This window comes from Glutamicibacter sp. Je.9.36, assembly GCF_051129975.1.
GTDB lineage: Bacteria > Actinomycetota > Actinomycetes > Actinomycetales > Micrococcaceae > Glutamicibacter.
On sequence record NZ_JBCPSN010000003.1, the window covers coordinates 279,545 to 299,463 of the forward strand.

Here is a 19,919-nt window from a genome sequence, read left to right on the forward strand (position 1 = left end):
CACTCCGGCCACGCCTTTGTGAAACCCACATTCCAGGAGGGCCTATGACATTGAGGTTCCAAGAAGGAACGAATATTTTTGCTTCTCGGTATACGGGGCCACTATCAGGATCTATCGATCTAGTCCAAGCTCGTGTCCAAATCCCAGAAGCTCTCTGCCACGGCAGCCGATTCGTCTAATGTGCGCCAGTTAATGGGATGACTATTCAGCCATTCATTCTCTTCGCCTGGTCCGAGGGTCAAAAAATCCCAATCAGTATCTATTTCGGGGAACAATGAGGTCGAGCCGGGATTGACGGCGCGTATCGTGACCAAAACGTCGAGATTTTCAGGCAGGTAGAGCTTCTCAGAAGACTGGGAATTTAAACGGTTGATTTTCCACCTGGAGGCTTTGACCGTTACAAGGAGGGGAGTCCTTGCCGCCGTTCCTCCGACAATCTCTCCATAGAATTTCCTTGCACCGACTTTAAGAGCATCAACACTCGGACCCCTTAGATGCTCATGGCCAAACTTGCGCGCCCACAGAAATTTCATGCAAACTTTCCTCTAGTTTTGATGTCATTTTCAGTCACACTCAATTACAGACTGCGCAAGAGCGGTGAGCAAGTTGGAACCGCAGGGCGTTGTCCTGGTTGGGTTCCTCTACGAACACTGAAGCGTGGAGCCTGCCCTCTGCCGAGGTCCAGTAAATACGTCCACGGAAGTGCAAGTAAACTGACTAGTCTCGATTCCCAAATCTTGGCGACCTACTTATCAACCTCGATGTGCCGGCATTGATTCCTTTGGCGATTGTGTTGCGTGAATCGTTGCTACTCGTCGGCATATGCATTGTTGTACTTTTGGGCCAACAATCGCAGGCGCGGGACGCTGGCCTCGTACTGCGTGAGTTCGTGAATCTTTGACTCAGCTTTAGTCGTTCACCCGGTCCAGGACAGGTCACGAAGATGATTAGTTGATGCGTTTGCGTTCTCAGATCTTGCAGACGCTGGAATGACAGACCTATCAGCATTGTGAATGTGTAACTCCAGATCTTTTACGCTGGCGTATTGCTGCCTCTTAGAGGGTTACTCTAACGGGCTACGCCTACAGGTGATCCAAACAGCGTAGTGAAAATCTTGGGGTTCGGATTAATGCTTCGTATCCGTGCGGTTCGCATATTTTCAGAATGTTTCATCGGGACGAATCGTTATCGCTTCGATATGTGCATCGTCGTTTAGACGTCGTAATTCTTCGGCTGATGAGGGTATGTTTTAAGTTGCAGATAGCATGTGCACTACCTGTAACTTTCAACATTCTGAGGACAAATGAAAAAGACTTTCTTGGCGACCATTGCCATTGTTAGCGCTCCACTTCTCGCGGGCACGATTCTCGTAGCACCTGCAATGGCCGCGCCGACTGAACCTGCTCCTTTTCCTTCTCCCACCGAGCTTTCTCAACTCTTTGGAGCACAAGAGCAGCCTAGTTTCGAAGAAATTTCGAAAAACCTCAGCAGCGCTGAACGCGAACTTATCGAGTCCGGTGTACCAGCGGTCATTTACCAAGAGGTTGAAACTGGGGAAATCATTACTGTCGAAAAATGGGTTGAGAGCAGAACAGACTTTACGCATCAGTCTCCATTGTTCGTTGCCACGGAACAATCATCTAATGACTAAGAATGATGGATCCGTCAAAGAGTGCGTGTGAAAGATCCAATGGTAGTGAACGATAGAACTGCCTCCCCTTGGTGGGCGAAACTATTGGGTGTGGTCATCTTCGCGGTAGTGGTTGGATCTTATATTCCGCCAATGCTGATTGGCTCCATGCACTCTATTCTTATTGCCTTCGTTGTGATTGGAACCTACGTTTCCATAGGTGTGATCGTTTCATTCAGCTTTATGGGGGTGAAGGACAAGCAGGTTTGTCTTGGGTTGTTTCCATTTGGGGTGAGTCGCTTTTCCTACCCGGAGATTTCAAGGGTCGAATATGTTGAGCATGTGGACACTTCGGATTATCTCGGCGGTGGGTGGAAGCGGGGGCAGGACCGTTCCACTGTCATCTTATGGAAATCCGGTCCAGCGGTAAAGATTGAACTGGCGAGCGGAAAAAGATACATAGTTCAAAGTGATAGAGCCGAGATGCTGGTCGCAGCCACAAAGAAAAAGATCGCCACGAGTGGCTCGTGAAACATCAGTGGTATGGAGAACCTCATGGGGGTCCCCACTACGGGACGGACTTTGACTTGATTCCGTCGGTAAGGTGAAATCCAGTTGCTATCTGGTCCCGCTCATCCTTAGCGTACGATTTTTCCGTTTTCCGCGGCGACCCCTAGGTGTCCCGCAGAGCGTTCCGCTATCGGAATGAGCATGTATCGAAATTCGTGCTATAACACCCGACGAATCCGGCAACCGACCAGCGACCGGCTTTCGGGATGGCATGGGAGTATTGTGGAATGCCTACCTTTGACCTTCGTCCGCTTCCGGCCGGACAAGTGGAATTGCACGATGCGCGACGGAAACGCCGCTGGATCGTCGATTTAGAACAATTCGAGATAGGGGTCACTTCCGTCACCACGGCGCAGTACGCGCAACTTATGGGAACTGGCCAAACAGGCTGCCAAGAACCTCTGGTAGATATCAATTGGTTAGAAGCCATCAAGTTTTGCAATGCAGCTTCAATGAATGACGGACTTGTCCCGGCCTACATCATCGATGCAGGAGCGGTGACTTGGCAGACCAACGCGTCCGGATACCGCTTGCCGACGGAAGCCGAATGGGAATACGCGTGCCGTGCCGGCACAACGGGGCCACAGTACGGCCCCCTTGATGACATCGGATGGACTGCTAATGACAAGGTAGAGAATCCAAAAGAAGTTGGTCAAAAACTACCCAATGCCTTCGGACTCCACGACACCCTTGGAAACGTATGGGAATGGTGCTGGGATCTGCTCGATCCGGCCCGCTACGGAGAATATCGGAGCTTCCGCGGGGGAGGTTTCGCTGATAAGTCGTGGAGCGTGCGTGCTTCGACGCGTCGGGGTGGTGCGCCTGAAATGAGCCACCCAGACCTTGGCCTGCGCATGGCACGGGGTGCCTTAGATGGTGCACAGGCAGCGCAAGGCTGGTCAGCCGAAGCTGATTCTAAACGGGGAAAGATAACTGGCATGCTTCCATCGGGGTGGACGCCGCGGCGATACTGAGGCTCGCCAAACCAGTCCAGCCGTATACACGGAGGCGAGTTTCCCGCAGAAGGTTCCGCTTACGGGGCGGACAATTGCGGTGCATATGACTTCTGGGATTCAGTTCATTCGCTTCCAGGAAATGACACTGCTTAACGACCCTCGTAGGGAATCTTCGCAAAGTGGGACGTTTCGACCTGGCTGGACTCTCCACGCTTGCGTAAGCAGCTCATGTGAGAACAGGAGAAAAGAACACCAGGAGGACCGCATCGATACGTTCGAAGAAAAATTGCGAGATCTTGAATTCTGTCTAGTCTTACGGAGTGCGCAACACCTTGACTGGATCAGAATGCGCCGCAAAAGCGGCAGGCACTAAAGTGCTGGCTCCTGCAGCAAACAGTGCCAGGACTACGATGCCGAAGCAGAAGGCCAAAGGGGGTGTCGTGCCAGTACTCATAGTGACAGCTAAACCTGCAGACATCCCGGCTAACGCCCCTACAGCAGCGGGGATCAGCGTCCGCAACAGCATGAGCTGAACGATGTCGCTGCGTGTTGCTCCCAGTGCTCGCCGCCGGCCGAGGTCCTTGCGGCGCACGAGAATATCGGCGAAGACCACGACGGCTACCAAGAGTGCACCGATGCCGAGGGACCCATACAGCATGGAGCGTCCGAAAGCCCCCAGGTCTCCAACGATTTCTTCATGCAGCTGCGCCAGTTGAAGCGGCGAGCGAACTGAAATGGCTTCAGGGTCATTCAGCTGCCCAAAGAGCCCGATAACTGAGCGCTGCGCAACGGATGCTTGGCTGGAATCGCTCAGGATCAAATGCAGATTCGTTGCGGTGTTGCCGGGAGGCGCCTTGAAGACTACTCCTTGGGCCAGGCTGTCGAAGGGTTCCAGGGGTGTGTACGATCCGACGATCGCTTAATCCGCAGGGATTTTCTTATTCGCGATACTTACGGCCCCTACCGGGTGTTGCAGGCCGAGCTTTGCCAACGCAGTTGTTGAGACCAGCGCTTCATCTGGGCCTGGATAACGGCCTGATTCCAAACGGACGGCAGATTCGAGATCGCCGATGACAGCCCACGCTGGTACCGGTTCTGCACCGTCGCCGATGACCGTATTTTTCACGTCAACCGGCGAACTCAATCCCACAGCACGGTCGGACACGGAGAAATTCGCTGCCATATCGATCAGCGAGGAGCTGATTAACCCGGCGGACTTCTTGTCGGTGACCACCAGTTCCCGGGCGCCTGCGGAATTGATCCGTTGGGCTACCTGGTCCTCTGCCGCAGCAGTTCGTCCCACGGTGGAAATGGTCATGATGCACATCGCCGCGGTGATCAGGCATACCAGCGCCGAAGGCACCTTGCTCGCCCACGCAGTGGCCAGCGCTTCGCGCAGCAGTGTCCGCAGGTTCATAGTCCCAGCACCTCGTCTGCCCGGCTGATGACATAAGGGTCGTGGGTGGCGATGACAATGGTTCGCTGTTTGGCTTCGGCCGCTTCGCAGAAGATGTCCAGGACACTAGCGGCATTGGCGGGGTCAAGGTTGCCTGTCGGCTCATCAGCCAAAATTACTGATGGGTTATTGATCAGGGCCCTGGCCACTGCAACGCGCTGGGCTTGGCCGCCGGATATCTGGCCCGGTTTGTGGTCGCTGCGTGCGGCCACGCCGAGCTGCTCCAAGAGCAGCGCTGCCCTGTCTAATGCGACTTGGCGGTAAACGCCGGCGTAGATGGTCGGTTCGATGACCGAGTCGATAATGGTCCGCGAAGGGTCCAGCGATGAATCCTGGAAGACGAAGCCCAACTGCTGGGCACGCACCTTGGACCGGATGGCGTCAGGTGCCGTTGACTGTGGCTGATCATGGAGAATCACTTCTCCGCGGCTCGGCGTGAGCATCAGGCCCAGCACATAGAGGAGCGTAGATTTACCGCGTCCCGAAGGGCCAGTCAACGCTGTGACCTTCCCCGGGGTGAATTCGTAGCTGAGCCCGTCAAAAAGTTCTTCGCTGTCTTTGGTGTAGCGGAACCCCAAATCGTTGACGCTCAGGACGCTCAATTCTTCTCACCTTGAGCGTTGAGCACCTGGATGTTGGTGCCGTCCTCCACACCGGTGACAATGACGATTCCTTGCCCGCTGGCCACGATCTCCACCGGAACGGTTCCGTTCTCGGTGAGCACTTCGGTGCCTCCGCTGGCGGTGGTGGTTACCGCTGCTGCGGGGATGCCGATGCCCTTGGTTTCAGGCACCACAATGACCTTGGAACGCAGGGTGACGTTGCTGCCGGCCGGCAGTTGGTCGCATTCCTTCTTGCAGACAGCTTCGCCGTCTGGCGCGGTTAGGGTGTGGATGACATTGTCTGACTCATCTGTGGTGGACTGCCCGATCTGTGCCTTCCGGGAAAGCCTCCCGTGCTGGACTTCTTGCTCTGGACGTACGCCGGCATCCCATGCGTCCTATGGGTCAGCTGGCGGTAAATGTTAAAGTGAGATCCATATGAGAACAATGTCGACTCCTGAACCTACAATTGACGAACTCATTGATCGATGGAAGTCCGCCTCACCTACTCCCCCGAAGACGGGGTCCGTAAAGGATTTGCTGACAAAGGAATACGAAGCCTACCGGGTTCCAGTCGGCTTGATGGAGCCCGATGGATTCGAGTACGACGAGGAAATCAGGAATGATCTCATCGATTCGCTCTATACCCTGACCAATCCTCTTATCCTGGGAAAGTTGCTGAAGGGACGTGCGGCAGATGAGAATGCTGAAGTACATGCCGAGGAGGCTGAGTTCTATTGGCGTGAGCTTTTTGACGGTGGCGTTGAAGAGCTCCCGTACCGTGTAATGTCAGCGCAACATGCCTTGGGCCAGCGTGTTTCGATACTTCTCGAACGAGAGGGATCGTTGATTACTGGTTTCAAAGTGTATGGTGTTGCGGGCAATGATTTGAATGAGCGACTCACTGCCATTATCGGGTTCCCTGTGCGTCGCCCTCAGGATCCTGTGGAAGGCCCTTTCATGCGCCCTGGTGATAGATCAGATTCTGCTTTCGTACAGTACCTTGAGGCAGCTGCACGTCACGGACATATTTAGAGGCGTCGCTCATCCTCAAACTTGTAGAACATTTTTCTGTGTAGTTCACGGTGACAATTCATCACTGCAGCTGTCGCTGCGAGCTATTCCATCTTTTTCGGGTTGCTGAACTTGGGTAGCGGGTACCACCAGTCCTCCTAGTCATACAAGGTATTCAGCTCCCCTGTACACGAAGATATGAGATTCAATTAGGCGGTTTCTGATCTCCCAAATACGGTCGTTTTGTTAGCGGATTTCAGTGTCACTTACTTTTGACTCCGTCATAATGCACCGGTCCGCAGAGGGTGGGGCTTACGCGCGGGCAAGGGCTTCCAGTCAGGTAGTCACATGAGCACCTAGGAATGAATCATGGATTAAGACACACGCGTTCGTCGGCATGACGAGCTTACGGCAGCTGATTTAGATGCACTCGCGCCCTTTTTTGACAGTGAAGACCAGAATGAATAAGTAGCACGGAACCCAGGCGAGCCGTAAGGTCATTCGACGATAATGACCGGGTCAGTGGCTTCGCGACAACTTCGATCTGAGTTGTTCAACGTGAGACGCTAAAATCTTACGCTGGTCTCGTGTAAATTTTCTGGCTTGCATGTCGAGGACCGCTCGACTGCAATCCTCTCCCACTCCCAGCAGCTGAGCCACCCTAGCCATTGCTTCCACCATATTTTCTGAATCTCCTATTGCGGTGAAAACCTCTTCACGTCGATCTATCGCTTGAACTAAGGTTTCAAGGATCATCAATTTTTGTTTCGTCTGCAGGTCTCCCTCATCCATTCGATGATTCTTTCACGACACGCAATCGATGGGTAGATCAGATGCCGAGATTGGCTATCTGGCCTCGCCAGGCGAGGAAGAATCCTCAAAAAACAGTATCGAGCCAAGGGAGTGGTAGTGCCGAAGCTCCACTTAGAAAGTGTCGCTACACTTTTCACGGCTTCAATTGCTTGCGAAGTTTCTGATCATGAGACTCTCTTTGTCGCCCTGCAGAGGGTTCCCCAAACGGATCGGCAACCGCTTCCATAGCCACCGACATCAAGGTCCGGTGTCGGCAGCCACCGGCGCCTCTCAGCCCGCGTGAATTAGGTCTATGGCTTCTTGGGCGCTGAGATCTGGCGAGAAATCGATCTGCACTCGGCCGTCATCGATTGGTTCCATGACCGTGACGACAGCTTGTATTTCTCCACCGATCTTCAGGATCAGTCGCGCCGAGTCATTGGCCCGAGCAGCCTTCTCCGTAAGTGCGTGGAGGGCCGTCGCACCCTCTTTGGTCAACGTCACGTCGACAGTATTCGACCCCTGCCCATCGGCGGCAGTGGCATCCTCAACGCCGGCGGGTTCGAATGCAGATGGGAATACAACGTTCTCACCCTTGACCGAAACGCACTTCGGGTCCGACTTCTTGGTGCATACCTCAGCTACCGACAACTCGATCGCTCCCCCGGCAGCCGACGACGTTTCGGACGCGCCAACGCCAGTGGAACACGCGCTGAGCGTCAACACGGCAAGTACGGCCAGAGAGATCTTGCGGGTTCGAGCAGTCATAAGAGTCCTTCATCCGATACGACCAGTGGTTGCTGGAACAGCTTCCACATCCAACCCTAGGAGAATCGACAGGCGCACACCAGTCCCAAGTAGTCAGAAACAGATCTAGCATCGTTTCAATTACACCCGATGCCCCGTAGAGTGTTCCGCCTACGGAGACTTAGAACGAGGAGAGTTCGTCAGTCGAGCCACGGGAACCCCTCGGGATTTTCGGTGGCACGCAGGGAAACGGCTTCGAAGTTGTGAGGCAGTGGGATGATCGGCAAATTCTCGGGCTCAACTTCAATCTCAGCCAAGACAGGAACCATTTCCGTGCTGACCAGCTGGCACTCGGTAATCGGCCACAGGACAGGGTCAGTGTAGCTGGGCATTCTGGTAAAGCCACTGCGCGGAAGAACGTAGACCACGCCGGCAGTGGTAGGCATCTGGCCATCCTCGGTAAAGGCAAAGGACAGAAAGATACGCCGCTCAGACCATGTCCCCACAGTTGTTCCCGGATAGAAGCAGGCGTTCAAAAAACGCCTGCATTCCGAAGAGCGGATGGCATAGGCGATAGCCCACGTGGGATCCTCGGTGGCATAGACGGCAGTCATTTTTGAGAATTCATCAACGCTGAAATCAAGGGGAGCACGAGGCTCAATCCATGACAGGCCAGATGATCGTGCACCGTGTAAACGATGTCGTTCGTTACGACAAGTTCGGCTAGCCGAGTCCAGGTCGCGTCTCCCCTCGTTGGTGCGGGGACGTGCCAGGTAGATGTGACCATGTTTCGAAGGCTAGCAGCGCATTGAAAATTCGTGATGTACCGCTGAGCAAGGCTCTCTGCCGTGCATCCCGGTGGAGGTTCCTCAACGGGCGGTTCAGAGTGCGCGATCTCGGCATGCCGCAGGGCCGAGAGGACAAAAAGAAGCACTAATTTTTGAAGATATTCTCCAACAACATCCGAAGCTCCGATAGGTTTGTGGCATGAATAAAATTTCGATTCGCAAAGCCACCCTTGATGATGTTCAGGCTATCCGGTCTATCGGGATCCTTACATGGCCAGCAACATACCTTAGTTTCACGAGTCCGGATTTCGTCATGGATAATCTCAATACATGGTGGTCACACGACTCGGTCAGTGCTTCAATCACCGATGATACGACGTACGTTGCTCTGCAGAATGGCGAAGCCGTTGGAACTCTAACGGTCGGGCAGTTTGAGGGCGAACCTGTCATATGGAAAATTTATGTGTTGCCGGAATCCCATGGCCACGGAATCGGCACCGAACTGATGAACACCGCCCTTGATGCTTTCGGCAGCACTCACGATCTAAGGATCGAGTTCGTGAAAGGCAACTCGCCGGCCCAGGCATTCTATGAACGGCGTGGCTTCAAATTCGATTTCGAAGAAAAAATGGCGGAGGGGCTGGCTACAGTCTGGCTTCGGCGACCAGCTGGCCGAGTCACCTGAGGACTTGCAACGTTCCCGTAGAGGGTTCCTCATGTGAACATATGGCTCGATGCAAATCGAGACATATTTTCGTAATATGACCCGCTGCTTCCTTTTTTTCTGTTTTTGGTGGTCGAATCGTCAAATACGGGAATAAACAGATGACCATCCGCACTGCAAAACGGCACCTGGTGCGATCATCAAGATCAGTGCCACCGGCACCAATTAACCGGCCACCTCACCCAAACTGAGAATAGTAGGAGCCTCACCGTGAAAATTGGAGTCATCGGCGCCGGCGGCGTCGGCGCATACTTCGCCGCCGCACTGGCCAAAAGCGGATCCGAAGTACACCTGCTGGCCACCGAACGACACATCGCACCCATCACCGCACACGGGATCACCGTCACCACCGGGGACGGGAGCCCCGGCTTCACCACCCCTCTGGCCAGTGTCAGCACCACGGCAGAATCCATCGGTACGTGCGACGCAGTCATCCTGGCCTGCAAAGCCGGACAGGTCTCCGCAGCCATGAGCGGGGCACACGCCTTGATCGGGCCGAACACCGCGGTCCTGCCGCTGCAAAACGGCGTCACGGCCTCCGAACGCATCACCGAAGCCGTCGGTCCGGGCCACGCCCTGGGCGGGGTCGCCATGATCATTTCCTACCTCCAGCAACCCGGCACCGTCCACCACGTCGGCGGGCAACCAGCCATCACCCTGGGCGAACTCGACGGAACAACCACAACCCGGGCCGCGCAACTGGCCAACGCCCTGGACGCAGCAGGAGTCGCAACCACGGTTTCGGCCGACATCATCACCGACATGTGGCGAAAATTCATGCTCATCACCTCCTACGGCGGAGTCGGCGCACTATGCCGCGAACCGGTTGGCCGTACCCGCACCAACCCGCAAACCCGCGCCCTGGTCGAAGATGCCATGCGGGAGGTTGCTGCCCTCGCCGGCCATGCCGGGGCGAGGCTGGGCGAATCGGACGTGGCCCGGATGATGGCACAATTCGACGCCTTCAGCCCGGATAGCACCGCCTCCATGCAACGCGATCTGGCCGCAGGACGTTCCTCGGAACTCGAGGAGCAAAACGGCACGGTCGTCCGGCTGGCTCAGCATCACGGAGTCCCGGTTCCCATTCACCACACCATCTACCGCGCTATGAACCTGCTCGATGGAGCAGCCCTGCACCCCACGGCCTAGCGCGGCTCGCGTCTACTGCGATCGACACAGTCGCTGCGCCAGCACTATCCCATAGAGCTTTCCCTGCGGACAATTGAGTCCTACTTATATTGGCCGTTCGTTACGAGTCCCGAGGTCGTTAGGCTGGGGCCATGAAAATTGGAAGGCTAAAGGCTCTTGGAACGGTTCTTCTCGTCTTGGCAGTTGTTGGAACCGTCAGCAGCTGGTCAGTGACCGGCGACGATCGTTTGGCCTATACCCTCATCAACGTACTGCTATTCGTTATGGGAACAGCAGCTCTATTTCTGGAAAATTTGCGTTCTCGCGTTCGAGGAATCTGCGTGGCACATAAACGAATCGATTGATTCTGGGCGAATTATTATCACCGCCCCGTAGGACGTTCGTCCTATGGGACACCAAACCTGCTACCCCTCTAACGCACGGACCAGTGGTTCCGACCAAGAATCCATTGGTGTCCATCCAGCTCGATTTTCAGTACCGGACTCGTTCCCCGGCCGAGCAACCGCCGCCGTTGTACGATACGTCCTTCGCCCCGAAGATAGGCATGCATGACGAGACAAAGCCGTCGAAGTTCATCTGCTTGCTCTGACTCCACCTCGCCTTCGTCAAGGACGCTGGTCTGCACGTTCAGCTCGGGGACGAAAGCGTCTATCCACACGTAGGAGGCGCGGATGATCGCCGTGCGTTTCGGGGCAAGACGACTGATAACACGCACTGCGGGTCGCGACGGATCACGACTGGAGGTCGCATCTTCCACAGCGTAATTCTGGTCGAACACCTCGGCGACAACGCGATGAAGCATGGTTTTGATATCAATGTTAACGGCATCAGTTTCGCACCGTGATCAAGCATGTTTACGGCGACAGGCCCACCGACATATCAACCGCAAAGAAATCCAACCTTGGAATCAAAGAATTCATGCGCAGTAGAGGTTCCCCTACGGAACGAGCTACAACTGATGCGCCTAGCTCGTCAGTTTACGGCGACGAGCGTTGACCAAGAAACGTCGATCACACATAGCCCATCGTCGATATCACGGTAAAAGACGTCTCCCGGGTAGTGTGTGCCGGGCATTGCTCCCTCGGGAGGACCTTCTAGATTGATACTCCACTGAGGGTCGAGCGCCACTTGGTCGGCCCAATACTCCGCGGAAAACTCTTCCGGCTCGCCTGCGGAAAGCCCTGACCAATCGCTGGGCGCCCCGAAATCCGCAACCGAATCCATGCAGACAATGTCTGACGTTTCGCCCGAGGCTAAGTCGCTCACGAGCTTCTCGGTCGTTTGAATCACCTGCGCTCCATCGCTTCCCCAGATCAGTGAGTCGATTGAGCATCCAGTCAATAGTGCCGCGAGAGCGCCCACTGAAAGTCCGTAAATAGATCTGCGAATCGGTGTCATGTTTCAAACCTACCGCCCCGCTTACCCGATCTGCGCATGAAAGCTGAACAACGAATGCAAGCTCGGTAAAGGTTCCCCTTCCGGACGGATCGGTTCAGTGCCGAGGACTTTGGACAGATACCCTGAGGACTTCGGAAACTGACAGGGTGAGACACCCCCACCTACTCGATTCACGAACGTCTTTCAATACTAGAACGTTGTACAACCAGGCTGTGTACCGTTTTTGATGTGGCAGCCGTTAGATACGCGCGAGGAAAACCCGGAGTCGCAGACGGCCGAGCTGCGCGCGTCCGGGGCCGAACAGATATTTATCGACCGTACGGAATCGAGCCGGGACGCTGTGCAGTCGCGGTGGATCGCGCAAGGCGCAATTGAAGCCGAGGGACACGCTGGTCATCCGCGCCTTGGATCGCGTGGCAGACGAAGAGCGAATGGCCATTGAGATTATCCGCGTGCTGGGGTGCGCGGCGTGCGGATCAAAAGTCTTACCGAGCCATTCCTAGACGCGGACATATCTACGCCGATGGGTGAAGCCACTGCGGGCAACATGGCGGTTATGGCGTAGCTATGCGTTTCTATGATCCGGGAGAACACCCACCGAGACTTAGCGCACGCGCGCCCAGAGAAAGCCGGTGGGCGGCCGCACGTCATGGATGAAGACCGCACCGCCACGACGCGGCAGCTACGCGAGGAAGTAAAGAGCTATGCACATATCGGCAAGATTCTTGAAGTCAACGCAACGAATATTTACCGTTCACTACCGAGTGAGAACCCATGATCCACCCATGATAACTAATGTTATATTTGAAGTGTGGAAATGTTTATTTCGAGGTTTAGGAGGATGTTATGAGCCAGCTAATGGAGCGTCCGCAGCATGATGAAATGCGCGCACAGCTGCTGAAAGCTCGGCAGCGTGTAGAGGTTGATGCACTGGACTATAAGCGCGCTTTGAAGGCTGCCGCTGCTGGTGGGATGACTCAACGCGAGATGGCAGCGCTGCTGGGCATGTCTCAGCCAGCGGTAGCGAAGGCGTTGCAGCGCGCCCAAGCCGTGCCGAAAGTGGTGGGAGAGTTCAACGCTGCAAGCCCCTATGAGGTGTGCCAGCGGTACGCGGCCGAATTCATTGACCGTGCCGAAGTCGTGCGTCAGTTGGTTGCATGGCCTTACAAGCCGACCCCCTGGGCGAACGAGTACGGCGAGTACGAAGAGAGCCTGGACGGAACTTGGGAAGAAGTAGGTGACGCGCTGCGTCATGAGCTGATTGACGATGCAATCTACGATGAAGTTTTGAAGAAGACGGCCGGTTAGACGGCGACCAACTGAATGGTGAATCGTCGGCTAACGACGAATCTATAGAACGACTTTATGCAGCTCTACGTCCGGTGCTGGTTGATCGGGACATGAACCCGCGAGGGGCATACTCAACAGTCAAACAGGAGCAGTACTTGATTCAAAGCAGATCGAGGCCGCGTGCCACTTCGGAACGGGAACTTTAGCATAAGAAGTGGATGCAAGTGGTTGGGCATACGGGCACATAATCGAAGCACACGGAGCACCGATAGTCGACGCGGTCCCCCGCGGAATATGAAACACCCTGCAACGAACCGCGAACGTCCTTCGGATCAGCCGTGGTGGCCAAACATGCGCCAGGCCCTACTTGCCGGGATGAAGGCGATGGCTGCAAGTGCCACTGGGAACCAAACCGCAGCATCTCCGGTCCATCCGATTCCCACGCCGTCGCCCCCGGAGAATGCCATGACCTTGACCGGGAGGAAATGCGAATGAAATTCTCCGCCAGCCTGCATAGCTACGGCCAGCATTCCAAAGGTGAAGGTGAATAGGAAAAACCAGTACACCATGAGCATGCATAGAGCGGCCACCAACCCGGCTGTCCACAGCGGTCGAGTTTGGTCTGCACCTTCAGCGTAACTGGCTGCCAACTCGCTCGGTTAGCCCAAGCCTTCGAGGACCTCCTTCAAGCTGGAACTTCCGGCATCGGAGTCGATACTGTTACGGAGATCGGCGAGGATTCGCTTGCGAATACGCGTCGGAACCCTTCCGTCTAGATGCAGGTCGACCTTGAACAGATACCAGTCCCTGGCCAGGGCATGCCGCCAACGAAGTTTCGGTGGCTTTCCTAAAGCTGCCCCGGCACCCGGGTTTGGCTGACCCACGCCATTGGCATTCTTTTCCCTGATGCTCATGAAACATTCCGTTCTTCTTTGTGCTTTGTTTCAGTACTTGCGAGAGAAAGGCCCCGCTCGGCTACGGCAACGACTTCTTGCCATCTTCGGGCAGTATCGAGTCGGGCCTGTTCGCCGGTTTGGGTGAGTGCGTAGTACTTCCGGGCCGGCCCAGTGGCAGAGGGCTGCATGTAGCTACTTAGCCAGCCATCACGCTCGAACCTGCTGAGAACCGGGTACACAGCACCCGTCGCCAGGCCAGATAGGCCTAGTGAGCGCAAGCGTTCAACCAGTTCGTACCCATACGACTCCTGATCGTGAAGCAGTGACAGAATGAGCATCGGCAGCACCCCTCTGAGTAACTGGGGGTCATGCGGGGAGCTCGGTTGTTCCATGAACCTATCATTCCACAACTATTAGTTGGCGACCATTAGATAGAACGATGCTGGGTACGGGTAAATCATACGAAGTGTCCTGGTTTTCGCTCCTCATGTGGAACAGCTCCAGAACGCCTGCTTGATTACCCTCGAGCGCGATAGATTGTGAGCATGAGTGCAGAAAAGATCAGGGCAACTCTCGTTGATCCTCGATACGTCAGTCAGGAAAACCCGAATCCCGTGTATCGGATGGATTTCTGGGACGAAGACCGTGCCTGCTATGAGAACCGCATTGAAGACGCAGAAAGCATTGTTGACGTCCTCGCATGGGCAGAAGCGAACCGCCACGGCCGCTACACCGTGATCTGGGTCGAATACACCTATGAAGGCGGAATCGGCATGACTCGGCTCCATGGGTGGGAACCATCAGAGGCAGGATCGCCTTCTGCCAATGATCCCTATTTCAGGCCGTAGTCACGCAACGGCTGACTGACATCTAGGACATGGCACGTTCAGAGTCCCACCAGATGACCGTTAAAGATGTTGCCTAGAACGGGCACATGGGTCTAGGCCACAACTTTAATATTCAGGTTCTATCGATGGTCTGCCTATATGGAGATCGAGGCTCCCACGCCAATAAGGTAGTCACCGCCAATGCGTTCGATGGTGGCCATCGACTGGGGAGACTTGGCGAACCAGGTTCTGGCACACCCGGTCGCTCGTGCCCATCCCGAATAGGCGGTCAATCCGATCTGCATGGCAATGTTGCCTAGAACGCGACGCTCGCAACGCCCAGGACCATACAAGCCAGAGATGCTGCCCGTGGCCGGTTGAGGGCACAGGCAGCATCTTGGTTACTGTCATCGAGTTAGCCGTTGAAGGTGTCCGGGTTTGGGCCGGTGCGTCCATCGCGATCAAGGGCATCAATGCTTGCCAGTTCGTCGCTGGTCAGTTCGAAGCCGAACAAGTCCAAGTTGGCGATGATGCGTGAATCAGTCACAGACTTCGGGATGATCACCCGGCCCTGCTGCAGATGCCAGCGCAGGATGACCTGAGCCGCGGACACCTCATGTGCCTGAGCGATGCCCACGATGGTTTCATCGGTGAGCATTGCACCCTGAGCCAGCGGGCTCCATGCTTCGGTGACGATACCGTGCTGCGCGTTAGCTGCAACGACTTCGCGGTTCTGCAAAGCTGGGTGGAGTTCCACCTGGTTCACGGCCGGAACGATGGTTCCTTCGGCGACCAGCTGCTCCAGTTGCTCGGGCTGGAAGTTGGAGACCCCGATGGCGCGGATCTTCTTCTCTGCATACAGCTTCTCCAGCGCCTTCCACGTCTCAACGTAGAGATTCTTTTCCGGGGCTGGCCAGTGAATCAAGTACAGGTCCAGGTACTCCAGGCCCAAGCGCTCAAGACTTGCATCAAAGGCTTCCAGCGCCTGCTCGTAACCCATGTCCGCAATCCAGATCTTGGAGGTGATGAACAGGTCTTCTCGGGCAATGCCGGACAGGGCCAGTGCTGCGCCCACGCCTTCCTCATTGCCGTAGATGGCGGCGGTATCGATGCTGCGGTAGCCGGCCTTGAGCGCTGAACCCACTGCAGCAGTGGTCTCTTCGTTGGGAACCTGGAAGACTCCAAAACCTACCTGAGGCATTTCAACGCCATTGTTCAGCGTGATGGTTGGAATGGGGGTAGTCATGTCTAACTCCTAGAAATTGGTTGGGGACTGAACAAAACTGTGGATTAGCCAGCTGTAACCAGCTGGGGTGATGCTGCCGAAGACTTCTTGGCCAAGCCCATGGCCAGGAGAATAACGACCAGTGCGACGAGGGTGATCAGTGCGCCGATCAAGATCGGCGAGGTGTAGCCCAAGCCTGCCGCAATGCCCAGGCCGCCAGCCCATGCGCCCAGCGCATTGCCGACATTGAACGCACCGATGTTGGCGCCGGATGCCAGGGTCGGTGCATTGCCGGCGTACTGCATGATGCGGCTTTGCAGACCGGGAACGGTTCCGAACCCGAAGCCGCCCATCAGCAGCAAAGCGATAACGGTGGCGATCTGGTTGCTTGCGAAGAATCCGAAGAGGACAAGGACCACCAGCAGTGCCGAGATGAAGATGAGCAGAGTGCGGTCGATGCTCCTATCAGCCATGCGGCCACCGATCCAGTTGCCTGCAAACAGGCCCACGCCGAAGAGCATCAGCAGCCACGGAACGCTGGTCTCGTTGAATCCGGTAACCTCGGTCAGGGTGTAGGCGATGTAGGTGAAGGCGCCGAACATGCCACCGTAGCCAAGGACCGTGACGCCTAGGGACAGGCAGACCTGCAGCGAAGTGAAGGCCCCGAGTTCTTTGCGCAGCGAGATGCCTTCGGCTGCGTGCTTGATGGCTGGCACCAGCACGAGGATGCCGATCAGGGCGATAATGCCAATGCCGGAGATGGCCCAGAAAGTCGAGCGCCAGCCGGAATGCTGCCCCAGCAGGGTACCGAAGGGAACACCCAGCACGTTGGCGGCGGTCAGCCCGGTGAACATGATGGCAATGGCGCCAGCCTTCTTGTTGGCCGGGACCAGGTCAGCTGCCACGACCGCGCCGATACCGAAGAAGGCACCGTGGCACAGGGCGGCGATGACGCGGCCGATCATGGCCACTTCGTACGTTGCGGCCATCGCGGTAAGCGAGTTGCCGATGATGAAAAGTACCAGCAACCCGACAAGCACCGGCTTGCGCGGCCAGCGGACGGTAGCGGCAGTCAGGCCGAGCGCGCCGACCACGACGCTCAATGCGTATCCGGAAATGAGCCAGCCAGCTGCGGCCTCGCTGACGCCGAAGTCGGCCGCCACATCCGGCAACAAGCCCATGATGACAAATTCGGTAAGCCCGATGCCGAAGGCACCGATGGCCAACGCAATAAGACCGAGCGGCATAGCGTTACTCCTGATAGACTGGATAAATTAGTTGCACACGCTTGTTATTGCGCGATGAACACTATCGTTGCACACGCAACTAACCAGCGCAAGCAAGTACTTTTGGAGGAACCCATGGGAATCGCAGATGATGCTGTCGAAATCCGTGCCCGCGGATGGCGCACTTTGGCGTCTTTGCACGGATTAATCGATACTGCACTTGAAAAGGACCTGACAGCGCAGGTGGGGCTCTCTGTGGTCGAGTACACACTTCTGGATGCCCTGAATCGTCAGGACGGCTGGCATATGCGCATGGCGCAGCTGGCCCGCGCCACGGCCCTGAGCCCCAGCGCAACGACGCGACTGGTTACCAGGCTCGAAGACCGCAATCTGCTCTCGCGGGTGCTGTGCGCCGATGACCGCCGCGGCATTTACACCGAGCTCACTGCCACTGGCCACGAGCTGTACCAGAAGGCCAAGCCCATTCACGATGCCACGCTGGAACGCGTGTTGAAGCAGGCAGAAGAGCAGCCCGAGCTGGCGCCGCTGGCCCGCATTCTCCACGAGTTCTCTGCCGCGTAGCCAATTGCTGAATCCTTGGAAGGGACCGTCCTTGCTGCATCCGAAATTTTCCGCCGTGCTTTTCGATTGCGATGGCGTCCTGGTGGATTCCGAGTCCATCACCAATTCCGTGCTCCGCCAGATGCTCATCGAGCTGGGCTGGGAGATCAGCCCCGAGCAATGCATCGAGATCTTCATCGGCAAGGCGTTGAAAGACCAGTGGCAACCCATTCTCGACCAGACCGGATTCCGCATCGACGACCAGTGGATTAGCCAGTTCCGCGCACGCCGCGACGAAGCGCTGCGCTCGGAGCTGCAGCCGATCCCCGGAGCGCTGGAAGCAGTCAAGCAGATTTCCTCGGTCTACGGCCAGAACATTGCCTGCGCCACTGGCGCAGACCGGGCCAAGGTCGAAATGCAGCTGGCCCTGGCCGGGTTCAGCGAATACTTCGGAGACTGGGTCTTCAGCGGCATGGAATGCCCGCGCAGCAAACCGGCACCGGATGTCTACCTGGCCGCAGCCGCGTCACTGGGCATTGACCCAGCTGGCGCACTGGTTATCGAGGACACGGCCACCGGGGTGGCCGCCGGGATCGCGGCCGGCGCGACGGTGTACGGCTACTGCAACGGCGGACCCACGAGCACTTCGCCCGAGCTGCTGCGCGCGGCCGGAGCAACCCATGTGTTCAGCAGCATGGACGCACTGCCCGGCATGGCTTCCGGAGCATAATTGACGGCTGGGCTGATCGAGTACCGCTAGCCCGACGGCTGATCCAGGACCCTGTCCAGGGATACTGCCAGCTTGCGCCAGTACCCCAGCTCGTAGACGATGATCACGGTCAGTGGCGAGCACAGCAGCACCAGCAAGCAGGCCCACACCGGAACGCCTAGTTGGCTGAGCCCGGCCGCGGCCAGCGGCATCAGGAATGTGGGCAAATGCGCCCAGGTGAACATCGGGGCACCGAGCAACCAGGTCAGCAGCAGGGTAATGATGACCATGAAGGCGAAAACCGGAATCGCCAGAGCCACGATGACCACCACTGGGTCGGTAGCGGCTTCGGGATCATAGGCGTAGCCGATGGTGTGCAGCCCGGCGCCGATCGCGGCAATGGAGGTGAAAAGCGCAATATGCCCGAAGATCCACGCTGCGGCCTTGTCCCGCCGCAGGTGGAGCACCGGCCCGGAGGGCAGCTGGAAGTACGCCCACCACAGCGAGAAAGAAATCAGCACGCCCGCGGCGACCACCACGATGCTCTCGAAATTCCAGTTCGCCCCTTGGGAGATCGTCCGGGCAGCTGCCAAGGTTCCCACGATGCATTCACCCAGGGCAATGATCGACATGAGCGAGTAGCGTTCCGCCAGATGGTGGGCGTGCCAGGGAATACCCGATTCGCCATGGGAACGGGCCACCCGCTCCGCAATCAGCGGTGCGCTGAAATCGATGATCCAGAAGACCGCCAGGCAGCACAACGCCGGAACCAGCGAGAGCGGAAGGAAGAGGAATGAGGTCCAGCCCAGCTGGGCAATACCCACCCCGATAGCATTGCCGCGCGCTGCCATCCGGTGCTGCGGATCGTGCCGGGCCACCCGCAGCCACTGCCCGATCAGCGCCACGCGCATGACGATGTAGCCGGCGACCATCACATTGGCATCAAGCACCGCCCCCTGATCGATGGAGGCGAACATCATCGGGATGCCGACCGCCAGCACGATGACGCCAGCCATCTGCACCAAGGTCAGGCTGCGGAACAGCCAGTCGTCGTTGTCGAAGGCCGAGGCCAGCCACGCGTAATTGGCCCAGGCCCAGATGATCGACAAGCACGCGATGGCAAAGGAGATGATGGCCGGCGCATAGTGCCCCACCTCGATGCCGTGGGCCAGCTCGCTGCCGGCAACTCCGAAGGCGGTGACAAACGTCAGGTCGAAGAACAGTTCCAAGGTGGTGGCGGTCCGGTTCTGCTCCTGCGGATCGCGTCCGCGCATGCGGCGCAGGCCGTGCTGGTAGAAATCAAGACCCGTGCTGGCGGACATCGTGCCGCTTTCTCGAAAACTCAACGGAGGACATTCA

The 19,919-nt window shown here is 56.7% G+C and carries 28 protein-coding genes; 11 read left to right on the forward strand and 17 right to left on the reverse strand.

Going from position 1 to position 19,919, the window contains the following annotated elements:
* Positions 1-119: 119 nt before the first annotated feature.
* A complete protein-coding gene (locus AAZQ98_RS09620; RefSeq protein ID WP_434691722.1) occupies positions 120-533 on the reverse strand; it encodes a hypothetical protein in 414 nt (137 codons plus the stop codon).
* A 770-nt stretch (positions 534-1,303) separates the two neighbouring features.
* On the opposite strand from AAZQ98_RS09620, the gene AAZQ98_RS09625 reads away from it, so the two are divergent.
* The 3 genes from AAZQ98_RS09625 (at position 1,304) to AAZQ98_RS09635 (ending at position 3,174) form a co-directional block, all read left to right on the forward strand.
* Complete coding sequence (locus AAZQ98_RS09625; protein ID WP_434691725.1) at positions 1,304-1,651, forward strand: hypothetical protein; 348 nt, start codon at positions 1,304-1,306, stop codon at positions 1,649-1,651.
* Between the two features lie 27 nt (positions 1,652-1,678).
* Positions 1,679-2,161 (forward strand): hypothetical protein, encoded by a 483-nt coding sequence (locus AAZQ98_RS09630; RefSeq protein ID WP_434691728.1) that lies wholly within the window; start codon positions 1,679-1,681, stop codon positions 2,159-2,161.
* 266 nt (positions 2,162-2,427) lie between these two features.
* On the forward strand, positions 2,428-3,174 hold the full coding sequence (locus AAZQ98_RS09635; RefSeq protein ID WP_434691731.1) for a formylglycine-generating enzyme family protein: 747 nt from the start codon (positions 2,428-2,430) through the stop codon (positions 3,172-3,174).
* 295 nt (positions 3,175-3,469) lie between these two features.
* Here AAZQ98_RS09635 and AAZQ98_RS09640 read toward each other — a convergent pair whose 3' ends face one another.
* From AAZQ98_RS09640 to AAZQ98_RS09655, 4 genes are all read right to left on the reverse strand, one after another.
* Positions 3,470-3,976, reverse strand: a complete 507-nt coding sequence (locus tag AAZQ98_RS09640) for an ABC transporter permease (RefSeq protein WP_434691734.1) — start codon at positions 3,974-3,976, stop codon at positions 3,470-3,472.
* 99 nt (positions 3,977-4,075) lie between these two features.
* Positions 4,076-4,573 carry a hypothetical protein gene (locus AAZQ98_RS09645; protein ID WP_434691737.1) on the reverse strand — a complete coding sequence of 166 codons (498 nt, stop codon included), beginning with the start codon at positions 4,571-4,573 and terminating at the stop codon, positions 4,076-4,078.
* Positions 4,570-5,214, reverse strand: coding sequence for an ABC transporter ATP-binding protein (locus AAZQ98_RS09650; RefSeq protein ID WP_434691739.1), 645 nt, complete (start codon positions 5,212-5,214; stop codon positions 4,570-4,572). The genes AAZQ98_RS09645 and AAZQ98_RS09650 overlap by 4 nt, the downstream gene beginning before the upstream one ends.
* The gene (locus AAZQ98_RS09655) at positions 5,211-5,405 is read right to left on the reverse strand and encodes a hypothetical protein (RefSeq protein ID WP_434691742.1); all 195 of its coding nucleotides are present in this window, start codon (positions 5,403-5,405) and stop codon (positions 5,211-5,213) included. The genes AAZQ98_RS09650 and AAZQ98_RS09655 overlap by 4 nt, the downstream gene beginning before the upstream one ends.
* 256 nt (positions 5,406-5,661) lie before the next feature.
* Between AAZQ98_RS09655 and AAZQ98_RS09660 the strand changes: the two genes are divergently transcribed.
* Complete coding sequence (locus tag AAZQ98_RS09660; RefSeq protein ID WP_434691745.1) at positions 5,662-6,249, forward strand: hypothetical protein; 588 nt, start codon at positions 5,662-5,664, stop codon at positions 6,247-6,249.
* Positions 6,250-6,747: 498 nt separating this feature from the next.
* Here AAZQ98_RS09660 and AAZQ98_RS09665 read toward each other — a convergent pair whose 3' ends face one another.
* From AAZQ98_RS09665 to AAZQ98_RS09675, 3 genes are all read right to left on the reverse strand, one after another.
* Positions 6,748-7,020 (reverse strand): DNA gyrase subunit A, encoded by a 273-nt coding sequence (locus AAZQ98_RS09665; RefSeq protein WP_434691746.1) that lies wholly within the window; start codon positions 7,018-7,020, stop codon positions 6,748-6,750.
* Positions 7,021-7,311: 291 nt separating this feature from the next.
* Positions 7,312-7,788, reverse strand: coding sequence for a hypothetical protein (locus tag AAZQ98_RS09670; protein WP_434691749.1), 477 nt, complete (start codon positions 7,786-7,788; stop codon positions 7,312-7,314).
* A 179-nt stretch (positions 7,789-7,967) separates the two neighbouring features.
* Positions 7,968-8,381 (reverse strand): hypothetical protein, encoded by a 414-nt coding sequence (locus tag AAZQ98_RS09675; protein ID WP_434691752.1) that lies wholly within the window; start codon positions 8,379-8,381, stop codon positions 7,968-7,970.
* 373 nt (positions 8,382-8,754) lie between these two features.
* Here AAZQ98_RS09675 and AAZQ98_RS09680 point away from each other — a divergent pair, with 373 nt between their 5' ends.
* The 3 genes from AAZQ98_RS09680 to AAZQ98_RS09690 all read left to right on the forward strand — a co-directional run bounded on the left by AAZQ98_RS09680 (position 8,755) and on the right by AAZQ98_RS09690 (position 10,772).
* The gene (locus tag AAZQ98_RS09680; protein WP_434691754.1) at positions 8,755-9,240 is read left to right on the forward strand and encodes a GNAT family N-acetyltransferase; all 486 of its coding nucleotides are present in this window, start codon (positions 8,755-8,757) and stop codon (positions 9,238-9,240) included.
* Positions 9,241-9,489: 249 nt separating this feature from the next.
* A complete protein-coding gene (locus AAZQ98_RS09685; protein ID WP_434691757.1) occupies positions 9,490-10,428 on the forward strand; it encodes a ketopantoate reductase family protein in 939 nt (312 codons plus the stop codon).
* 131 nt (positions 10,429-10,559) lie between these two features.
* Positions 10,560-10,772 (forward strand): hypothetical protein, encoded by a 213-nt coding sequence (locus AAZQ98_RS09690; protein WP_434691760.1) that lies wholly within the window; start codon positions 10,560-10,562, stop codon positions 10,770-10,772.
* A gap of 68 nt (positions 10,773-10,840) precedes the next feature.
* Here the strand turns inward: AAZQ98_RS09690 and AAZQ98_RS09695 are convergent, their stop codons facing one another.
* Positions 10,841-11,185 (reverse strand): hypothetical protein, encoded by a 345-nt coding sequence (locus AAZQ98_RS09695; protein ID WP_434691761.1) that lies wholly within the window; start codon positions 11,183-11,185, stop codon positions 10,841-10,843.
* Between the two features lie 215 nt (positions 11,186-11,400).
* The gene (locus AAZQ98_RS09700; RefSeq protein WP_434691762.1) at positions 11,401-11,718 is read right to left on the reverse strand and encodes a hypothetical protein; all 318 of its coding nucleotides are present in this window, start codon (positions 11,716-11,718) and stop codon (positions 11,401-11,403) included.
* Positions 11,719-12,672: 954 nt separating this feature from the next.
* Here AAZQ98_RS09700 and AAZQ98_RS09705 point away from each other — a divergent pair.
* Positions 12,673-13,134, forward strand: coding sequence for a hypothetical protein (locus AAZQ98_RS09705; RefSeq protein ID WP_434691765.1), 462 nt, complete (start codon positions 12,673-12,675; stop codon positions 13,132-13,134).
* Positions 13,135-13,448: 314 nt separating this feature from the next.
* On the opposite strand, the gene AAZQ98_RS09710 is transcribed toward AAZQ98_RS09705, so the two are convergent.
* The 3 genes from AAZQ98_RS09710 to AAZQ98_RS09720 all read right to left on the reverse strand — a co-directional run bounded on the left by AAZQ98_RS09710 (position 13,449) and on the right by AAZQ98_RS09720 (position 14,404).
* Positions 13,449-13,685 (reverse strand): hypothetical protein, encoded by a 237-nt coding sequence (locus tag AAZQ98_RS09710; RefSeq protein WP_434691768.1) that lies wholly within the window; start codon positions 13,683-13,685, stop codon positions 13,449-13,451.
* A gap of 90 nt (positions 13,686-13,775) precedes the next feature.
* Positions 13,776-14,030: a hypothetical protein gene (locus AAZQ98_RS09715; protein ID WP_434691769.1), complete on the reverse strand. Its 255-nt coding sequence runs from the start codon at positions 14,028-14,030 to the stop codon at positions 13,776-13,778.
* The gene (locus AAZQ98_RS09720; protein WP_434691770.1) at positions 14,027-14,404 is read right to left on the reverse strand and encodes a PadR family transcriptional regulator; all 378 of its coding nucleotides are present in this window, start codon (positions 14,402-14,404) and stop codon (positions 14,027-14,029) included. Before AAZQ98_RS09720 ends, AAZQ98_RS09715 begins: the two co-directional genes overlap by 4 nt.
* 153 nt (positions 14,405-14,557) lie before the next feature.
* Here AAZQ98_RS09720 and AAZQ98_RS09725 point away from each other — a divergent pair, with 153 nt between their 5' ends.
* A complete protein-coding gene (locus tag AAZQ98_RS09725; RefSeq protein ID WP_434691772.1) occupies positions 14,558-14,860 on the forward strand; it encodes a hypothetical protein in 303 nt (100 codons plus the stop codon).
* 134 nt (positions 14,861-14,994) lie between these two features.
* On the opposite strand, the gene AAZQ98_RS09730 is transcribed toward AAZQ98_RS09725, so the two are convergent.
* From AAZQ98_RS09730 to AAZQ98_RS09740, 3 genes are all read right to left on the reverse strand, one after another.
* Positions 14,995-15,144 carry a hypothetical protein gene (locus tag AAZQ98_RS09730; protein ID WP_434691774.1) on the reverse strand — a complete coding sequence of 50 codons (150 nt, stop codon included), beginning with the start codon at positions 15,142-15,144 and terminating at the stop codon, positions 14,995-14,997.
* 110 nt (positions 15,145-15,254) lie between these two features.
* Positions 15,255-16,085, reverse strand: a complete 831-nt coding sequence (locus AAZQ98_RS09735; RefSeq protein WP_434691777.1) for an aldo/keto reductase — start codon at positions 16,083-16,085, stop codon at positions 15,255-15,257.
* Between the two features lie 44 nt (positions 16,086-16,129).
* Complete coding sequence (locus AAZQ98_RS09740; RefSeq protein ID WP_434691780.1) at positions 16,130-17,311, reverse strand: MFS transporter; 1,182 nt, start codon at positions 17,309-17,311, stop codon at positions 16,130-16,132.
* Positions 17,312-17,425: 114 nt separating this feature from the next.
* Between AAZQ98_RS09740 and AAZQ98_RS09745 the strand changes: the two genes are divergently transcribed.
* Together AAZQ98_RS09745 and AAZQ98_RS09750 are read left to right on the forward strand one after the other, a co-directional pair.
* Positions 17,426-17,872, forward strand: a complete 447-nt coding sequence (locus tag AAZQ98_RS09745; protein WP_332503593.1) for a MarR family winged helix-turn-helix transcriptional regulator — start codon at positions 17,426-17,428, stop codon at positions 17,870-17,872.
* A gap of 55 nt (positions 17,873-17,927) precedes the next feature.
* Positions 17,928-18,581 (forward strand): HAD family hydrolase, encoded by a 654-nt coding sequence (locus AAZQ98_RS09750; RefSeq protein WP_434691782.1) that lies wholly within the window; start codon positions 17,928-17,930, stop codon positions 18,579-18,581.
* A gap of 26 nt (positions 18,582-18,607) precedes the next feature.
* Here AAZQ98_RS09750 and AAZQ98_RS09755 read toward each other — a convergent pair whose 3' ends face one another.
* Positions 18,608-19,882, reverse strand: coding sequence for a low temperature requirement protein A (locus AAZQ98_RS09755; RefSeq protein WP_434691785.1), 1,275 nt, complete (start codon positions 19,880-19,882; stop codon positions 18,608-18,610).
* Positions 19,883-19,919: the final 37 nt, after the last annotated feature.